Raw genomic sequence first — 19446 nt, 5'->3', positions numbered from 1 at the left:
TTAATGCAGTCACTTTCGCAGTTATTTTATCTTTATGGTATTGGCTACGAGTATACAAAGTACACAGGCGAGCATGTTGTTTTCGATGAGAATACTCGCGCTTGTGCCTTACGTTGCTGCGGTATTCATACTGACGACATAAATACAATTGAACAGCTAAACTTTACGCTTGATGCAGGTAATTGGCTCAATTTATTGCCGCCGGTAAGCCTTGTCAGCGCTGAAAACCGACTATTAAAAGTGCGTATAGATGAGCGCTTACTTGAGCATCATTGTGAGCTATCAATCCCGTCACTCGGAATAACCGCTAACAGAGAAAGCTTTGTAGGTTTAGATGTATTAGGTGACTATGGTTTAAATGGTGTTCGTTATATCGAGGTCGCGCTACCTGTGCCGCCTATGCCTATTGGTTATCATGATGCGTATATATCTGTGGCAGATCAACACAGTCGTAGTCAACTTTGGATAACCCCTCAAACATGTTTTCAAGTTGAAGATAAAAAACGTTTGGGTTTATCTATTCAGCTCTACAGTTTAGTGAATCATGCAGGCTTTGGTATTGGTGATTTTGCTGACTTGGCTTCCCTTATTCGTGATGCGGCCAGCCATGGGATGGATTATATTTTACTCAACCCATTACATTTACTTTTTGAACACACCCCAGAGCGGGCAAGCCCATACAGCCCAAACAGCCGTGCTTTGTTAAACCCGCTGTATATAGCGGTGTCTCTATGTGAGGACGCAAAGCACAATACTAAGCTTGAAAAATTATTGGCTGAGCTGCCAATCAACTCAGAACAGTTCATAGATTACACCCTAGTCACTGATTTTAAATATAAAGTGTTCGATTGCTTATACGCACACTTTTGCAATACCGCATCGGACGAACGTAAAGCCCAATTCGACGAGTTTTGTAACGTACATAGCCAAAGCCTAGTAACACTGGATGCAGAAGATAGCCGATACGCAAGTTACTTACAGTGGCTTGCGCACTCTCAGCTAAACTTTTGCCAACAACTAGCTGCTGATTGCTATATGGATATTGGTTTAATAAACGACTTGGCAGTGGGCTGCGCTGGAGATGGCAGTGAGTTTAAAAGTCAATATACGTTATTTTCTCATGGTGCTTATGTTGGTGCACCACCGGATCCTTGGGCAGAGCGAGGCCAAAATTGGGGGCTACCTGCATTAGACCCACAAAAACTCAGTACAGATCACTTTGCATTTTACCGTTCTTTAATTCGCGCCAATATGGAAGATGTAGGCGGGCTGAGAATTGACCATGTTATGGCTATACGCAGATTATGGTGGTGTTTTGAGAACCAAGGACAACAAGATGGTTGTTATGTTTATTACCCATTTGAACATCTTCTTGCCATTTTAAAAATAGAATCTCATCTTAATCAGTGTGTCGTAATTGGTGAAGATTTAGGGGTTGTCCCTAATGAAGTAAGAGAGGCACTTGAAGCAAGTGCTATTTATTCAAATGGTTTGTTTTATTTTGAAAAAGATCAGGATGGGGAATTCCTCTTGGCTGAACATTTTTCGCAGCACAGTTTATTAATGATTGCCAATCATGATGTCCCGCCATTTTCTGGTTGGTGGACTGGTTATGATATCACTGTAAAACAGCAATATGGATTGATAAATGAGGCCGAGAGCTATGAACTTATCGCAGCGCGAGACATTGAAAAACAAAGGATGTTGCATTTTATTTATCGTCAAAGTGCGAAGGAGTTAAGCCCTAATGCACAGGCACAAGAAGTGTATGAAGCATTAGCGACATGTCTTGCTAAGGCTCCTGCGCAGTTATTTACCATTCAAATAGATGATTTAGACGAGCAAGTATTGCCCGTAAACATCCCTGGCACTGATCAAGAATACCCAAATTGGCGGCGTTTATTGTCACGTTCGGCAAAGCATATTATCGATTCTAAAGCATCATTGTTAGCCAATTTAATCTCCATAAGGAAGCAATAAATGCAAAGTCGTGTCCGCCAAGAGCACATTGAACAACCACTGATTTATCAGGCACAGATCACGGCTTTAACTGCTGGCTGCTTTAAAGATCCATTCAGCTTTTTAGGGCCACATAAAGTGAATAGTGAAAGTTATGAAGTACGTTGCTTTTTACCAGGAGCAAAAACAGTATCCGTTGTGCTCGATTCACTCATTGTACCAGCACACAGGCAAGGGCAAAGTGATTTGTTTGTTGCGACAATCCATACAGAGTCTGCTCCTGAGTACAAACTTGACGTCAACTATGAGCAAGGGTGCGAGCAACAGTACGATGAATATAGCTTTGTAAGCACACTCGACGAACAGGCAATGTATTTGTTCAATGAGGGCAGCCTCGAGCATGCTTATAAACACTTTGGTGCTCATTTTACAGATCAGCAGGGTGTACAAGGAGTCCGTTTTGTCGTGTGGGCACCTAACGCCGCGAGTGTCTCAGTCATTGGGGATTTTAATTATTGGCAACGCAGCCGCCATTTTATGCGGTTTCATCCTGCAAGTGGTGTGTGGGAGTTATTTATTCCTGCACTAAAAGTAGACCAATGTTATAAGTTTGCGATTACCACTCTTAGTGGTGAAGTGCTTGAAAAAGCGGACCCATTTGCATTTAAAATGCAACAGGCGCCTGGCACTGCTTCTGTTTTACAGTGTAGCAAGGCAGCGGTACACCTTGACAAGAACGCACTGGCTAATCGTGCCAAGCGCAATAGCATTGATGCGCCAATAAGTATATATGAAGTGCATGTAGGCTCTTGGCAGCGACAAGATAATAATCGATATCTAACATGGCGAGAGCTTGCCGATTGTCTGATCCCTTACACCATAGAACTTGGTTTTACCCACTTACAGTTAATGCCAATTAGCGAATACCCATTTGATGGTTCATGGGGTTATCAACCGGTAGGTTTATTTGCGCCAACAAGCCGTTACGGTAGCTTTGAAGATTTTGTTTATTTTGTTAATCAATGTCATCAAGCAAACTTAGGAATTATATTAGATTGGGTGCCTGGGCATTTTCCAAGTGACCCGCATGGTTTGCATTGTTTTGATGGCACTCACCTTTATGAACACGCAGACATTCGTCAGGGGTTTCACCCTGATTGGAATACCTATATCTACAACTATGATCGGGCTGAAGTACGCAGTTTTTTGATTGCGAATGCGATGTATTGGCTGCATGAATTTGGTATTGATGGCCTGCGTGTTGATGCTGTGGCGTCAATGCTTTACTTAGATTACAGCCGAGAAGAAGGGCAGTGGGTTGCTAATCAATATGGCGGCCGTGAAAATCTCGGGGCCATTGAGTGTTTAAAGCAAGTGAATATGCGCTGCTACGCAAACAATCCAGGCATCATGATGGTGGCAGAAGAATCAACAGCATGGCCTGGTGTTACACGCCAAGTTGATCATGATGGCTTAGGATTTGGCTACAAATGGAATATGGGCTGGATGAATGACAGTCTGCACTACATGCAGCGAGACCCACTATACCGTGCGCATCACCACCACGAAATGACTTTCTCAATGGTTTATGCTTACAGTGAAAATTATATTTTGCCACTCAGTCACGATGAGGTTGTACATGGCAAAAGGTCGCTTATTGAAAAAATGCCCGGCGATGATTGGCAAAAATTCGCTAATTTAAGAGCCTATTATGCGTTTATGTGGGCGCATCCAGGCAAAAAGCTCCTTTTTATGGGGGCTGAAATAGCGCAACGTAACGAGTGGAATCACGATCAATCGTTAGATTGGCACTTACTTGAGCATATTAGTCATTGTGGTGTGCAGCAAACCATTAAAGAGTTAAATGAGGTCTATCGCAATACGCCCGCACTGTACGAACAAGACACCAGCCCTGCTGGGTTTGCTTGGCTTGATAGCAACAATGCAAAGCAAAGTATTTTTAGTTTCATTCGCTATGCAAAACAAGCCGATGATTTTGTAATTGTGATCAGCAATTTAACCCCGCAGGTCTATCATGACTTCATCGTTGGTGTACCTAAAGCGGGTGATTATCAGGTTGTTTTTAACACCGATAAGCAAGATTATTTTGGCTCAGGTGTAGAAGTGACAGGCATGGCAAATCAAACAATAAGTACGCAAACGACGCTAAGTCACGGCTTTAAACAAAGTTTGAGTATTTCTTTACCTGGCCTTGCCACAATTTACCTTAAAAAGGTGAATCATGAGTCATAGTGTGCGGTTGGAAATCGGCTTTACGCAGCCTCTGGGGTCATCCGTTGTTGAAGAGGGGGTTAACTTTGCCGTCTATGCGCCACAGGCAAAGCATATCTTACTGTGCTTGTTTGATAGTAGTGGTCACTCGGAAGTATTAACGCTACCGATGAATATGAACGAAGGAGGTGTGTGGACACTTTTGGTCAGCCCATTAAAAAAAGGAGCGTTATATGGCTTTCGTGCCGATGGTGAATATGCACCTGATAAAGGAGTGTTTTTTAATAAACACAAACTCCTGTTAGACCCATATGCGCAGGACTTTTACGGTGAATTTACTTGGAGTGAACGCCACTATGGGCAAATGCCGGTAGGCACCTTAAGCGAAGTGAATAATGCCATTGATATGCCTAAGTCGCGTGTCGGAGAAGTTAAGCCATATTCGGGTAAAAGACCAAATCACAGCTGGGGCAAAACTGTGATTTATGAGTGCCATGTTAAAGGGGCAACATGTAGACACCCAGACATTCCAAAGCCATTACAAGGAAAGTTTTTAGGGTTGAGCCATCCTCGTTTCATTGAGCATTTACGTACGTTGGGCATAACTTGCTTGGAGTTATTGCCTGTGCAAGCTTTTATCAGTGAACAGTTTCTTACTGCCAAAGGGTTACAAAATTATTGGGGTTATAACACCTTAAACTTTTTCACTCCCCATAAAGATTACTTGGTTAAAGATGATGTCAGTGAATTTCAAGATATGGTGGCAACCCTTCATAAAGCAGACATTGAAGTTATTTTAGATGTTGTTTACAACCATACTGCCGAGGCTGGCACGGATGGTCCTTTGTTATCACTGCGAGGCTTAGATAATCTAGGTTATTACCGAACAGTGCCTGAAAAACCATCACATTATATTAATGACACGGGGTGTGGCAATACGCTCAACATTGACTCTCCACGCACATTGCAATTGGTACTCGACAGTTTACGCTATTGGGTTGAAATAATGGGCGTGGATGGTTTTCGATTTGATCTTGCGACTATCTTAGGGCGCAACCCAAACGGTTTTAATCAAGCCCATTCATTTTTACAGGCAATAAACCAAGACCCTGTACTTAATAAAGTAAAGTTAATTGCTGAGCCTTGGGATATTGGGCCTGGAGGCTATCAACTTGGTGCTTTCCCTGCGCCTTGGCGTGAGTGGAATGATCAATACCGCGATACCGTTCGACGTTTTTGGAAACAAGAGCCAGGCTTAATTGGTGAACTTGCAAAACGCTTACATGGTTCTTTCGATCTATTTGAGCATAACTTACGAGGCCCTTTAAATAGTATTAACTTTATCACTAGCCATGACGGATTTACGCTGGCAGATTTAGTCAGTTACGAACAAAAGCATAATGAAGCTAATGGCGAACAAAATCGTGATGGTCATAGTGCTAATTATTCATTTAACTGTGGAGTTGAAGGCTTTACTAACGATGCAAAAGTAAGCTCATTACGATTACAACAACAAAAAAATATGTTGCTAACTTTATTGCTTTCCAAAGGCGTGCCTATGCTTGCGTCGGGCAGTGAAATGGCTCACTCACAGGGCGGTAATAATAATGCGTATTGCCAAAATAACCGCACCAGTTGGCTTGCTTGGAAAGATTCTCAATTAAGCCACCCATTGACTCGATTCATTGATGATGTGCTGCGTTTACGCAAACAATTTAGTGTCTTTAAGCACCGTTTCTTTGTGCACGATGATGACACGCGGTATGACGTCGCATGGTTTACCGAAGAGGGTAACGCAATGCAACAGGACGACTGGCATGAAGCTGAGCGTCAGTTCCTAATGTATAGCTTAACCGATAAACATACACACCAAGCACTCTTAATCATTCTAAATGCAGGGTCTGAGGCTGTTAGCTGTCAACTTCCTCATTTAGAAAAAGCTAAGTGGCAGCTCGCTGTTAGCAGTATTCATCCAATATCCGCCAATGAAGATATGGAACAACAAATAGCTGCAATGAGTAGCTGGGTTTTTACCGCCAATTCAGAGGACTAAAGTCATGACTAAAAATGCTGAGCAAGCATGTGTTGTAAAAGGGTGGCAAGACGCGCCAATTATTGATGAAAGCACCTTAGAGGATGATTTATCACGCCATTTTTACTACACCTTAGGGCGTGACAAAGTCGGCAAGTCACAACTGTATTTATATCATGCGTTAGCATTAACAATACGTGACAGGCTGGTGGCTCGCTGCCGTGTAACTAAGCAGCAAATACATGAACAAAAGCGTCGAAAAACTGCCTATTTATCACTGGAGTTTTTAATGGGACGGGCACTTGGCAATGCAATTTTGAATCTTGATTTAGATGAGCAAGTTGAAAAAGCATTGCAGCAATATTGTACTGAACTTGAACAAGTTGCAGAAGCTGAACACGATGCAGGGCTTGGTAATGGTGGCTTAGGGCGTCTTGCAGCGTGTTTTTTGGATAGCTGCGCCAGTCTTGCTCTGCCTGTTATTGGTTATGGTATCCGTTACGAATACGGTATGTTTAATCAGGCACTTGAAAACGGTCATCAAGTTGAGCAACCAGATAACTGGCTACGCGAAGGCCATCCGTGGGAATTAAGCGCACCAGAGCAGTCAAAACGGGTTAAATTTTTTGGTCACCTAGACAGCTATACAGATAAACAAGGACGAGTACATCGTCAGTGGCTTGATACCCAAGACGTACTCGCCGTACCTTATGATGTGCCAATTCCTGGCTATAAAAATGACATAGTTAACACCTTGCGTTTGTGGAAGTCAGAAGCCACCGATGAGTTTGATTTAAGTGAGTTCAATGCAGGCAGTTACTCTGAGGCTGTGGCACGTAAGAACTTAGCAGAGCAAATTACCATGGTGCTATATCCCAACGATAGTAGCGAAAACGGTAAAGAGCTGCGTTTACGTCAACAATACTTTTTATCATCGGCCAGTATTCAAGACATCATTGATATTTGGGTTAATCAGTACGGTGAAGACTTTTCTGACTTTGCCGATCATCATGTATTTCAGTTAAACGACACTCACCCTAGTATCGCTGTAGCAGAGCTAATGAGACTACTTGTCGATGATTATGAGCTTGATTGGGATGAAGCGTGGCTAATTACCACAAAAACAATGGCATACACAAACCATACACTGTTACCTGAAGCACTTGAAAAGTGGTCGGTGTCATTATTTTCTCGTTTACTGCCCCGTGTTTTAGAAATTATTTATGAGATTAATGCTCGTTTTCTAGCTGAGGTTGCACAAGCGTGGCCAGGCGATGTTGGCAAACAACAAGCTTTGTCGTTAATTGAAGAAGGTGGCGAGCCGCAAATTCGTATGGCGTATTTAGCGATTGTTGGTAGCTACTCCGTCAATGGTGTAGCAGCCCTGCATACTGAACTATTGAAAGCTGGCTTATTTAATGACTTTTATCAGTTATGGCCTAACAAATTCAATAACAAGACAAATGGTGTAACTCCTCGTCGCTGGCTTGCTCATTGTAACCCTGCGTTAAGCACATTAATTACCAGCAAAATCGGTGATGATTGGGTTGCTGATTTCAGCAAAATTAGCCAGCTACGTCGTTATTACGACGATGAAGCCTTCCACAAACAATGGCAAGCAGTTAAATGCACTAACAAACAGCGTTTAGTTGATTTAGTTAAAGCTCGCTGTGGTGTTGAGTTTGATTCTTCAATGATGTTCGATGTGCAAGTTAAGCGTATTCATGAATACAAACGCCAGCTTTTGAATGTACTGCATATCATTCATTTATATGATCGAATTCGTCAAGGCCACACAGACAATATCGTGCCACGCTGTGTGTTACTTGGTGGCAAAGCAGCACCTGGCTATTACATGGCGAAGAAGATCATTAAGTTAATTAATAACGTCGCTGAGGTTATCAATAAAGATCCACTCGCTCAGCCCTACTTACGTGTTGCGTTTTTGCCTAATTATAATGTCACCGCAATGGAAACTATTTGCCCTGCAACGGATTTATCAGAGCAAATTTCAACAGCAGGTAAAGAAGCATCAGGCACGGGTAATATGAAATTCATGATGAATGGTGCACTGACCATTGGCACATTAGATGGTGCAAACATTGAGATTCGAGATGCGGTTGGTGCAGACAACTTTTTCTTATTTGGTGCCCGCGCAGAACAAATTGACGATATTAAAGCCCATTATAACCCTGAGCAAATTATTCAACAAACTGACAGCTTATATAAGGTGATGCAGCTCATTGAAAGTGGTCATTTTAATCTTTTTGAACCCAATTTATTTGACGACATCATTGCCGCGATTAAAAGCCCACACGATCCTTGGTTAGTCGCCCATGATTTTGCCAGCTTTGTACAAGCGCAAGAACATGTTGAGCAAGCCTATTTAGACACATCACATTGGACCAAAATGAGCATTTTGAATACGGCCGCCAGTGGAATGTTTTCGAGCGATAGAACAATAAGCCAATACAGTGACGACATATGGCATTTGGAGCCACTTTTGGATACTCGCACACAGCAACACACAGAAAAAAGTAGCTAACTTAAGACGGAGAGAGTTATGCCAAGTTATGCAAATCGATATATAAGTAGTTTAACAAGAGAAACGTATGCCCTAATTTTAGCGGGTGGGCGAGGTTCACGTTTACACGAATTAACAGATTGGCGAGCGAAACCGGCTGTGTACTTTGGTGGTAAGCATCGAATTATCGACTTCCCATTGTCCAACTGTATAAACTCAGGAATTCGTCGAGTGGGGATTGCTACTCAGTACAAATCACACTCATTAATTCGTCATGTAAATCGTGCTTGGGGGCACTTTAAGAAAGAGCTTGGAGAGTCAGTTGAAATACTGCCTGCATCTCAGCGTTATGGTGATGAGTGGTATTGTGGTACTGCGGATGCTGTTTTTCAGAATATGGATATTATTCGCCATGAACTACCTAAGTATGTAATGATTTTGTCTGGGGATCATGTTTACCGTATGGACTATGGCGGCCTGTTGGCAAAGCACGTGGAAACAGGGGCCGATATGACAGTATGCTGCATTGAAGTGCCTTGTGAAGAAGCCGCAAATACTTTTGGTGTGATGACAGTTGATGATACTAAACGGGTTCGCCGTTTTGATGAAAAGCCAGCAAACCCGAGTTCTGTGCCTGGCAAACCTGGCACATGTTTGGCATCAATGGGGAATTATGTTTTCAATACCGAGTTTTTGTTTGAACAGCTAAAAAAAGATGCTGAAACAGAGGGCTCTGGCCGAGACTTTGGCCACGATATTATTCCTGCCATAATCGAAGAGCATAATGTGTATGCGTATCCATTTAGAGATCCAGGCTTTGAAGGTCAGCCGTATTGGCGCGATGTTGGCACCCTAGACTCGTTTTGGGAAGCCAATATGGAGCTAGTAATGCCTGAACCGCAACTTGATTTATATGACCCAAGTTGGCCTATTTGGACATACCAAGAGCAACTTCCACCTGCTAAATTTATTTTCGATAATGATGACAGGCGCGGTATGGCAGTGGATTCCACTGTTTCAGGTGGGTGTATTATTTCGGGCTCGTTAGTGAGAAAGTCACTGCTGTTTTCGAATGTGCATGTACACTCTTATTGTGAAATAGAACAGTCGGTGATTCTACCCGGTGCAAAAATTCAGCGTAATTGTCGAATTAAACGCGCAATTATCGACCGTAGCTGTGAAATTCCGGCAGGACTGGAAATTGGCTACGATCATAAGGTTGACAGAGAAAATGGCTTTAGGGTATCCAAAAAAGGCATTGTGCTTGTTACCCGTGACATGTTGCATGAACTTGCCAAGAAACTAAAGCAACAAGAGCAGGATAACAAACGTCTTGCTTAATGCCGTGCTCATGCAGTTAGCGCGTATTGCCGTGGCTGCATGATTTAAACATATTCAAAAGGAGTACTGCAAACATGCATGTGTTGATGGTGGCTGCAGAGAATGATGCGTTACCCAATGCCAAAGTAGGTGGCGTTGCTGATGTTGTGAGAGACTGCCCAAAGGCTTTGATTGAAAAAGGCTTAACGGTTGATGTTGTTATACCTGACTATGGTTTCCATTATTTGGAGCGTCAGCACTTAGGCAGTATCTCGGTTTCATTTGCAGGCAAAATAGAGCAATTAGAAGTGTGGCAGCTAGCTCAGTCGGAACAGGGCATAAAGCAACTTGTTATTTCGCATTGGGAATTTAGCCGACATCACGGTGCTGTGTATTGTAATGATGAAATAGGCCGCCCATTTGCAACAGATGCCAGTAAGTTTGCTCTGTTCAATGCGGCAGTCTGTGAGGCTTTATTACAAGGGGTTATTAATACCCCAGATGTATTACACCTACATGATTGGCATAGTGCGTGTGTCGCATTGTTATTAAAAACAGATAAGCGATTTAATCGGTTTTCAAACCTCTTTTTAGCCTACACGGTTCATAATTTAGCCCTACAAGGTATTCGCCCATTTAAGGGGGATAGCTCGAGCTTAGAAGCATGGTTTCCAAGTTTAGGCTACGATGGTCAAACATTGTGTGATCCTCGCTACCCAGATTGTTTTAACCCGATGCGCACAGCGATTAATTTAGTTGATAAAGTTCACTTGGTGTCTCCAACTTATTGCCAAGAGGTCCTTAAAGCAAGCGATGCTGACAATGGTTTTTTTGGTGGCGAAGGATTAGAGCAAGACTTACAGGCGGCTAATAAAGAAGGGCGAGTAGTTGGCATACTCAATGGCTGTGAATACTCAGTCGCAGAGCCTGATAATTGCACACTGGCTAGCCTGTATCAGCATGCCGAGTTGGCATTGTTTCAATGGATGGCAAAAAGTCCGATACTTGACTCAACCCACTACATTGCGCATCAACGGCTTTTACAGTTTAAAACACGTTCCTTTTCAGGCCCATTAGTAACCAGTGTCGGCCGTTTAACGGATCAAAAAGCCTTGCTGTTGCGGCAACCTTATAATCAACATCGTGTTATTGATGAATTGTGTGCTCGTTTAAGTACATACCATGGCTATATGATTATATTGGGCTCCGGTGATGACTCGCTTGAGCAATTAATGACCGCGGCGATGGCACGAAATGCTAACTTATTATATTTAAAAGGGTATGCACACTTAACAGGCGAATACCTGTATCACTTAGGTGATTTATTCTTAATGCCTAGCTCGTTTGAACCATGTGGTATAAGCCAGATGCTAGCGATGCGAGCAGGCCAACCATGTCTTGTTCATAGTGTGGGGGGGCTTAAAGATACAGTCGTTGATTCAGAAAATGGTTTTAGTTTTGAAGGCGCTAATCTTAGCCAGCAAAGTAGTGCACTCATTAATCGTTTTAGTGAGGTATTAGCGTTAAGGGAAACAGATTCTGAGCTGTGGTGTACAATTTGCGAGCGAGCGAAAAGTGCTCGTTTTACTTGGCAGCAAGTCGCCACAAATTATTTATCGGACTTATATCAATAAAAAATGGACTATTATTGGGAATAGGGTGACTTTTGTTTCAATTTCAGTTATTAATTACTTAGTGTTACATAATAAATAAAAAGTAGGTAAAGTGGCTGTATTTGTTGCTAGGCAAGCTGTCTTTAATCGTCGTCAACAAGTTGTCGCCTATGAGTTACTATTTCGTGATAGTGAGAAAAACTGTTTTCCGAATGTTGCTGAAAGTACTGCGACAGCACGACTCATTATGGAAAATCAGCTCAACTTAGGTACACGTCATATTACATCGGGGAAAAAAGCGTTAATTAATATTGGTCCAGAGTCTTTGAAACTGGATTTATGCGCTTTTTTGCCTAACCAAGATGTTGTTATCGAACTGTTGGAAACCATGGAGCCAACAGACGAAAACTACGCTTTTTGTCGTGAACTTTTTCATAATAACTTTAAGCTTGCTCTGGATGATTTCGTTTATCAACCAGAATGGGATCGTTTTTTAAAATTAGTACGATTAATAAAGTTTGATGTAAAACAAACGCCTTTCGAAGAAATTTCTCCTGTCGTCAATAAGCTAAAAAAGCACAAAAAAATAAAACTACTCGCTGAAAAGCTTGAAACGGAAGAAGATTACAAAAAAGCCTATGAAATGGGCTTTGATTTTTTCCAAGGCTATTTTTTTGCAAAACCAACCATGATTCAACAGCGTGACATTAACTATAACTACGCCTTAGTGTTGTCGATTTACGCTGAAGTTATGCGACCTTCACCCGATATTAACGAAGTGGCAGGTTTGTTTTCTCTTGATACAGCCCTTGCCTATAAACTATTGCGACTGATCAACAGTGGTGTTTTTCCAATAAAAAGCAAAATAGGGTCTTTAAAACAGGCACTTGTTTATTTGGGTAATGAACGACTGAAAAAGTTTGTAAGTCTTATAATTACCGCCCATAGTGCGCAATCAAAACCAGCCGAGTTAACTCGGCTTTGTGTTGTTAGGGCACGCTTTTGTGAGTTAATAGCCTTGCAAGTCGCTAAAGAACACACTGGCGAAGCGTTTCTAACAGGTTTGTTTTCTTTGCTGGATGCTATACTTGACCAACCGATGGAAAAGCTGCTTGATAGACTACCTTTTCCTGATGATATCCATGCGGCATTGATGCAGGAAAGGAACATTCTCTACTATATACTTGAGACTGTTAAAGCTTACGAATCAGGCAGTTGGTGGGCATTAGAGCAAGCTGTTGTCTATATTAATATTGATAGTGCAGATCTTCCCAAAATCTATGAAAATGCGGTAAATTGGAGCGATAGCTGTCGGCAAAACTTATAAGTGATTTATGCGCAATATAAATATGGATGTTTTACGGGGTATCGCGGTACTTGGCCTGATGTTTATGAATGCCTATTTTTTCGGTGTTTTTGAATATGGATATGTGCCAAGTCCACAACCACCTTTATCTGATAATATAATTCATACAGCCGATCTCATTTTTATTGATGGGCGATTCAGAACACTCTTTTGCCTGTTATTTGGCACAGGCTTAGTTATTCAACGGCAGCATCCTCAGTTACGTGATAAACAATATAATCGTTTAAAAATACTTGCCTTTATAGGTCTAGCACATGGTCTTTTACTTTGGGCTGGCGATATTCTATTAATTTATGCGTGTGCAGGTTGGTTAACATTAAAGTTTATTGACCAACCCTATAATCAACAACTAAAGCAAGGCATTGGATTTTTAGCGCTTGGTGCAGTCATTTCATTTTTACTGGCTTTTATTGAACCTGATATGAGCCCCTTAACTCGTGAATCAGATACTTTTGTAGAGGCTTACCAAGACTGGCATTCATCATTTTTTTCTGGGTTTATGAGTAACATACTCATGTTTGTTGTGATGCTAATAGCGCTCCCGCTTATAACATTATGGATGGCAGCGGGTATTATGCTTATTGGTGTTGCACTCTATAAACAAGGCATTTTTGTAAACGGTTTAACGACAAAACAGCTTAACTTTATTTTACCAGCTGCCGTTGGATTTACGCTTTTGAGGTTAATAGTTGAGCCTAGCACAAGCGTTTTAACATATGCTTTAGCTGAGCCATTTAACTGGTTTGCAGCCCTTAGTACTGCTTTACTCTATATTCATTTAATTGTGAAGCTTGTCGGAAATAATAAAAATAAATTTACGGCCTTACAAAATGCAGGTCGTATGTCATTGACCTTATATTTAATGCAAACAGTGATCTTTTTGTTGTGCTTTCGAATTGTATTTCCTTCGTGGGTACTTACCTTTAATCGGATTGATTATTGGCTACTGAGCGTTTTTATTGCCCTGCTTCAACTGAGCTTTTGTGCCTTATATTTACGTTTATTTAAGCATGGTCCATGTGAATATGTATGGCGTAAATTATCGTCATAGTCGCCACTGTGTGTACTACACTTAACTTAAAGAAAATTGTTCGGGGATGTTATGCGGTTTTGGATAATTAGCTTACTAATGTTATGCACAATGCCACTTTGCGCAGTCGAGCAATTTAATGTGTTATTTGTAAATCCATCCATTAAAGAAGAACCATTTTGGCAAAAAGTGACCGACGTAATGCAGGCGGCTGCAAAGCAAACTAATGTCGATTTGGATATTATCTATGGCGGGGCGAATCGCCATATTCAACTGGAAGAACTCAAGCAATACCTCAAATACAATGCGACACCTGATTATGTTGTCTTAATTAACTATCCAGGCGGCGCTGAGCAGTCGATGAGTTTGTTAGAAAAACACAAAGTTAAGTTTATTACCCTAGAAGAAACTATTCTGGGGGCTGAGAGAGAGCAAGTCGGTGAGCCAAAACAGCATTTTAAATATTGGTTAGGCGAAGTGTATCACGACAACTTTAAAGCCGGTGAACAACTTGGCAAAGCCCTGCTAGACAGTGCTGAAAATGCAGGCCAAACAGCGCATTTTGTTGCTATTAATGGCCACTATGGCACCGAATCTGACACACGTAGTAACGGCTTAAAGCACTTTTTAAAAAATCAGCAAGTTGAGCTAGAGCAGGTGGTTTATGCTAATTGGAACAAAACTGAGGCCACAGATAAAGTGCGCAGGCTATTACATCGCTACCCCCAGACAAATGTTATTTGGTGTGCCTCTGACTTAATGGCGCTTGGCGCACTGGATGCTGTTAAAGAGAAAAATAATAAACAGTACTTTATTGGTGGCATGGACTGGCTTGATGATAACTTAAGACTGATTGAACAAGGACGATTAACCGCAAGTGCCGGTGGGCATTTTATGATGGGTGCATGGGCATTAATAAGTCTGGTCGATCATCACAATGGTCACTCATATTGGACAAATAATAATTCTATAAAGTTTTTATTAGGTGTGATCACCAATCAAAACGTAAACGATTATAATTGGATAAGAGACATCGAAGATTGGTCTACGGTTCCCTTTGACGCATTTTTGCTCAGCGGTTCAAATAATACTGCCTATCAGCTCGATTTTGAGCGGCTGCATTCCTTATTGTTGCAAAAAAACGCCAATGTGGCTATTGATGAATCCGCTTTTTAGACGGCCTCTATTGCGTCTGGTTTGCCTAAGCATTCTGGTATAAACTAGCGGCTTTACCATTCCAATAGAAGTACGTTATGACACAGTTAAAGCGATTAAATAAATTTATCAGTGAAACAGGGTTCTGTTCACGTCGTGAGGCCGATAAATATATTGAAGAAGGTCGCGTAACGGTTAACGGCAATTTACCTGAAATGGGCGTTAAAGTCAGTGACTCCGACGACGTACTTATCGATGGCAAAGCACTCAAAGCAAAGCCTAAACTTGTTTATATCGCTTACAACAAACCCGTGGGGATAACTTGTACCACAGAACGTAAAATTCAAAGTAATATTGTAAAAGCAGTAAACTATCCTGAGCGAATTTTTCCTATTGGTCGTTTAGATCGTCCATCCGAAGGGTTAATATTTCTAACTAACGAAGGTGACATCGTTAACAAGATTTTGCGCGCGGGTAATAATCACGAAAAAGAATACGTCGTCACCGTTGATAAACCGTTAAACCGCCAATTTGTAAATAAAATGGCAAATGGTATTCCCATCCTCGATACGGTGACAAAGAAATGTAAAGTCAAACAAACTGGCCCTCAGCAATTTACGATTGTATTGACACAAGGGCTCAACCGCCAAATTCGCCGCATGTGTGAATACCTAGGCTATGAAGTTGTGACTCTAAAACGCACGCGCATCATGAATGTGACGTTAAAAGGCTTGAAAGTAGGCCAATGGCGTCACCTGACAGAACAAGAAATGGCTGAAATTAATAACTCCATTGCAAATTCAGGTAAAACTGAAGAACGTTCCATAGATGAAAACAAACAGCAAAACAAGCCTTCGCCAAAACCTCGCGCAGAAAACGATAAAAAGCGCGACTTTTCGAAATACCTAAAAAAAGCGCGTACAGACTCAAAACAAACGAAAACTCATTCTGCAAAAAATACGCAAACAAAGCGTAGTAGCACTAAACGTGTAGGCACATTGAGTCTTAAAAAATAGCTAATAACATAAAGCGTATTTAGCTTTAGGTTAGAAAGGTTCTTGGTATTTAAATGGCAAAACACAAAAAAATTTCAAATAACATTAGTAGTGCTTGTTGTCTGTATCATGGGCTTTAACCTCATTGATATTCGTGTCGATTTCTTTTTAAATCCGTTTTATATACTGAGTTTGGTCACTGCAATTATTTTGGTTGTTCAATCGATAAACTACACATGCCCTAAATGTGGTAAAAACCAAGTTATTCGCTCATTTTTAAAATATAACATGCCAAAAGAGAGCTGCTACTCTTGCGCAAGCCAGTTAGATAAAAATGATAAGTAAATAGACTTTTTGAGTCCAATTCCTCGCACTTTGAATTAACCATATTTGTTTTATAGCCTCGGTAATATTACAAATAATGGTTAAGAATACCTTTGCTTATATTCTTGCGAACCAAATGGTCAAATCGGATAGTAATCATTATGTTTACGATGGCTATAATCGCCGTATCAAGAGCATAGACTCAAAAGGTGTTAGCTATAGTTTATACAGTAAGGCAGGTAAATTGCATTACCGAGAAACACCGAAAGGGGGCATTAATTATATATATCTTGGAGGTAAGTTAGTTGCTAAAGAAGGTACTTGAGTTGCTGTCGCGCCATCGGTTATGAATTATAAGCCGTATGGGGATAGCATTGAAGCAGCAAAAGATGATGTGGGCTACACAGGCATAAATTCGACACGGATTTAGGGTTGAGTTATATGCAGGCACGATACTATGATCCAGTCATAGGTCGCTTTATGAGTAATGATCCTGTGGATGTCATGGGGCATATGGGGCGTGGGAATCCTGTGCATGGGTTTGGTCGCTACACGTATGCCAATAATAACCCTTATAAATATGTAGACCCTGATGGTGAGTTTGGTATTCAAATAGCTGCAACACTAATTGGTGCTGTAATAGGTGGTGCCACAGAACTATTGACAAACGATAACGCAAGTTTTTCTTCTGTTGCTCGTGCATCGGCTGTTGGTGGTGCAGTTGGTTTGGCAAGCTCTCTAGGTGGCGGGGTTGTATCATCTGCTTTACTAGGTGGTGGTGCAAATGCGGCAGGTGAAGCTGTAAATCAAATTGCTACTGGAAATTATGATGGTGCTAAGGTTGCGACAGCAGGTTTAACAGGCGCTGTTGGAGGCGCTTTAGCCAAGAGTACAGCAAATTCGGTAAAAGGAGCATTGACCAAGGGGTTACCAGATAACTCTATTAGTCAAGCTAGTCATAATATGACAGAATCAACTTCTCAAAGAGTGTTAAGCAATTCACAGTCATTAACAAATGCTGGTAGCAAATCAGCAGCTGCGGACGTTCAGGTTGGGGCTGGGTATGCAACAGGAGCAGCAGCAGGTACTGCTACAGCAGATAAAGTATGCAAAGATAGTTCGGGTTGTTGATATGGGTTCTTTAAAATTTTCAGATTCAACATCAGAGAAAGGAAAAAAAGTAAGGTTAATCATACATACAATAAATGTATTTATTGTAACCTTTATCTATATAACATTAGTTCATAAGGTCGGTGCGGAACTGGGAATTGATGTGAATAAGCCGTTAAGGGAATATGACAAAGTTATCGTTCTAAGTGGTTTTGCGTTGATGTTGTTTTCTCTGGCTATCTTATATGGTGTGTCTTTTAAGATCTTAAGCTGGATTTTTTCCAAACTTAAAATTTAGAACAAATCTTTAGATGACATCCACTCAAATTTGAACAAAAAGCCCCACTCTCATGGTAATGCCAGTCAGTTAAGCTGACTGGCTTTTTTCTTTGTGGGGTATTTAGTCGGTCTTTTCCTCACAACTCTTGGGTAATACCTATCAGGCCGTTTGTCAGGTAATTTCATCATCCTTAACGATTCCATCAGGTATTCATAGTGAACGGGCAACTTGGTTACTGTTTCCGGTAAAGTGGTTAGGAAGAACACGATGATGTGTCTCATGCAGAGGCCGAAGCTAAGCCGCGATGGGGATAGCTCAGGCATATCTTTAACGGCATCCAGCATAATCATCCGAATCAGGTTGTAGGCCAGTAGTAGTCCCCAGAGCTCCTGTCGTACCATCTCAGGTTTCTTGCTACGAAGTGTTAGCTTGGCCTGATTTAGCGTCTGTTTCATTTCCCTGAACCCTAGCTCTATTTCCCAGCGTTGAACGTACACATCAACAACTTCTTCGTAGGGAAACTGCAATACATCGACCATTGAACTGAGCACATGGTAGCTTTTCCCGTCTACTTTGTAACTGGTTAGCCTCGCGTCGATGGTTTCTGGTAGACCATCAAATTTTTTCCGAGCCTGAGGCGAAGTCTTGAGAGTGATAACAGCATCATGTTCGCTTAGTCGGTGTTTTACTGTGTACTGTAGATCTTTACGGGCAGGGAGCATCCAGTGCGTATTAACGCCTTTAGTCATCCATAAGTACAATAACCCCAGCGAATAATATCCTCTGTCGAAAAGAGTCAGAGAGTTATTGGGAACCGAAGGAATAAGCCGCTGCGCAAGAGACATCTCCCCCACATCCCGACTGTCAAACTCACTGGCCAGTAGAAGGTGGCTGGAGGTTTCCATCAGACTACACATGCGTACCTGTGGATACGGATTATCGCCTTTAGCATTACGGTCACAACCGAATGCAGTAAGGTTCTCACCGGTATCCTGAGCACGAAACATCACGCCATCAACTGCTAACACATTTAAACCACACCACTGTTCAAAGGCAAAATCACCAAAGGCCCGTTGTGCCATCAGCTTAAAGACGTGACCGACAGCTTCATCACCTAGTCGTTGCCGAGCTTGAACTACCGCACTGGGGGCAACAAATCGATTTTTACCTGGTAATGAGATATCAAGTTTATTTGCGATGTCCCAGACAGGGTCATTACGAAAAAGACTCATACCCACGATAGTAAATACGACCGAATCCAGAGGTAACCGGCGACGTCTGATAGTTGCTACGCCCGATAGTGTATAGGCTTGCTGAAGAAGTTCAGGGTCGACAAAAGACATAAGCTTATCGACAGCCTTCAAGTCTTCCGCATGACTAAATGTTTCATCGAGGTTTGTGAGTAAAGACATAAAAAAATCCGATATCAGTTTCTGATATCGGATTTTGAAGCCTTTAAAAGATCGGTCAACCGATCATGAAAATATTCTTAACTGATCGGCATTA

The 19446-nt window shown here is 41.6% G+C and carries 11 protein-coding genes and 1 pseudogene; 11 read left to right on the top strand and 1 reads right to left on the bottom strand.

The genetic code is table 11. The features are described from left to right. Positions 1 to 3: 3 nt before the first annotated feature. The 11 genes and pseudogenes from malQ to PAARA_RS20685 form a co-directional block, all read left to right on the top strand. A complete protein-coding gene (gene malQ / locus PAARA_RS00375) occupies positions 4 to 1980 on the top strand; it encodes a 4-alpha-glucanotransferase (protein ID WP_062567101.1) in 1977 nt (658 codons plus the stop codon). Further along, a complete protein-coding gene (glgB, locus tag PAARA_RS00370; RefSeq protein ID WP_062567100.1) occupies positions 1981 to 4212 on the top strand; it encodes a 1,4-alpha-glucan branching protein GlgB in 2232 nt (743 codons plus the stop codon). Continuing rightward, on the top strand, positions 4202 to 6244 hold the full coding sequence (gene glgX, locus PAARA_RS00365; RefSeq protein WP_062567099.1) for a glycogen debranching protein GlgX: 2043 nt from the start codon (positions 4202 to 4204) through the stop codon (positions 6242 to 6244). Before glgB ends, glgX begins: the two co-directional genes overlap by 11 nt. A 4-nt stretch (positions 6245 to 6248) precedes the next feature. Then, a complete protein-coding gene (locus PAARA_RS00360; protein WP_062567098.1) occupies positions 6249 to 8768 on the top strand; it encodes a glycogen/starch/alpha-glucan phosphorylase in 2520 nt (839 codons plus the stop codon). 18 nt (positions 8769 to 8786) lie between these two features. Continuing rightward, a complete protein-coding gene (glgC, locus tag PAARA_RS00355; RefSeq protein ID WP_062567097.1) occupies positions 8787 to 10088 on the top strand; it encodes a glucose-1-phosphate adenylyltransferase in 1302 nt (433 codons plus the stop codon). 74 nt (positions 10089 to 10162) lie between these two features. Next, on the top strand, positions 10163 to 11701 hold the full coding sequence (locus PAARA_RS00350; RefSeq protein ID WP_062567096.1) for a glycogen synthase: 1539 nt from the start codon (positions 10163 to 10165) through the stop codon (positions 11699 to 11701). Between the two features lie 91 nt (positions 11702 to 11792). Beyond that, positions 11793 to 13007 (top strand): EAL and HDOD domain-containing protein, encoded by a 1215-nt coding sequence (locus PAARA_RS00345; RefSeq protein ID WP_062567095.1) that lies wholly within the window; start codon positions 11793 to 11795, stop codon positions 13005 to 13007. 7 nt (positions 13008 to 13014) lie between these two features. After that, complete coding sequence (locus PAARA_RS00340; RefSeq protein ID WP_062567094.1) at positions 13015 to 14097, top strand: DUF418 domain-containing protein; 1083 nt, start codon at positions 13015 to 13017, stop codon at positions 14095 to 14097. 51 nt (positions 14098 to 14148) lie between these two features. Continuing rightward, positions 14149 to 15252 carry an ABC transporter substrate-binding protein gene (locus tag PAARA_RS00335; protein ID WP_062567093.1) on the top strand — a complete coding sequence of 368 codons (1104 nt, stop codon included), beginning with the start codon at positions 14149 to 14151 and terminating at the stop codon, positions 15250 to 15252. Between the two features lie 77 nt (positions 15253 to 15329). Continuing rightward, complete coding sequence (rluF, locus tag PAARA_RS00330; RefSeq protein ID WP_062567092.1) at positions 15330 to 16247, top strand: 23S rRNA pseudouridine(2604) synthase RluF; 918 nt, start codon at positions 15330 to 15332, stop codon at positions 16245 to 16247. Positions 16248 to 16970: 723 nt separating this feature from the next. Continuing rightward, positions 16971 to 17681: pseudogene (locus PAARA_RS20685) on the top strand (RHS repeat-associated core domain-containing protein); the annotation flags it as partial. A 342-nt stretch (positions 17682 to 18023) separates the two neighbouring features. Here the strand turns inward: PAARA_RS20685 and PAARA_RS00305 are convergent. Continuing rightward, positions 18024 to 19352 carry an IS4 family transposase gene (locus tag PAARA_RS00305; RefSeq protein ID WP_062567086.1) on the bottom strand — a complete coding sequence of 443 codons (1329 nt, stop codon included), beginning with the start codon at positions 19350 to 19352 and terminating at the stop codon, positions 18024 to 18026. Between the last annotated feature and the right edge of the window lie 94 nt (positions 19353 to 19446).

The organism is Pseudoalteromonas arabiensis (assembly GCF_001550155.1).
Classification (GTDB): Bacteria; Pseudomonadota; Gammaproteobacteria; order Enterobacterales; family Alteromonadaceae; genus Pseudoalteromonas; species Pseudoalteromonas arabiensis.
Note: the sequence above shows the minus strand (reverse complement) of the source record. Positions and strands in the feature narration are given on the sequence as shown.

Coding starts and splice junctions, on each gene's coding strand:
- malQ (WP_062567101.1), top strand. CDS start 4: ATGCAGTCACTTTCGCAGTTATTTTATCTTTATGGTATTGGCTACGAG.
- glgB (WP_062567100.1), top strand. CDS start 1,981: ATGCAAAGTCGTGTCCGCCAAGAGCACATTGAACAACCACTGATTTAT.
- glgX (WP_062567099.1), top strand. CDS start 4,202: ATGAGTCATAGTGTGCGGTTGGAAATCGGCTTTACGCAGCCTCTGGGG.
- PAARA_RS00360 (WP_062567098.1), top strand. CDS start 6,249: ATGACTAAAAATGCTGAGCAAGCATGTGTTGTAAAAGGGTGGCAAGAC.
- glgC (WP_062567097.1), top strand. CDS start 8,787: ATGCCAAGTTATGCAAATCGATATATAAGTAGTTTAACAAGAGAAACG.
- PAARA_RS00350 (WP_062567096.1), top strand. CDS start 10,163: ATGCATGTGTTGATGGTGGCTGCAGAGAATGATGCGTTACCCAATGCC.
- PAARA_RS00340 (WP_062567094.1), top strand. CDS start 13,015: ATGCGCAATATAAATATGGATGTTTTACGGGGTATCGCGGTACTTGGC.
- PAARA_RS00335 (WP_062567093.1), top strand. CDS start 14,149: ATGCGGTTTTGGATAATTAGCTTACTAATGTTATGCACAATGCCACTT.
- rluF (WP_062567092.1), top strand. CDS start 15,330: ATGACACAGTTAAAGCGATTAAATAAATTTATCAGTGAAACAGGGTTC.
- PAARA_RS00305 (WP_062567086.1), bottom strand. CDS start 19,352: ATGTCTTTACTCACAAACCTCGATGAAACATTTAGTCATGCGGAAGAC.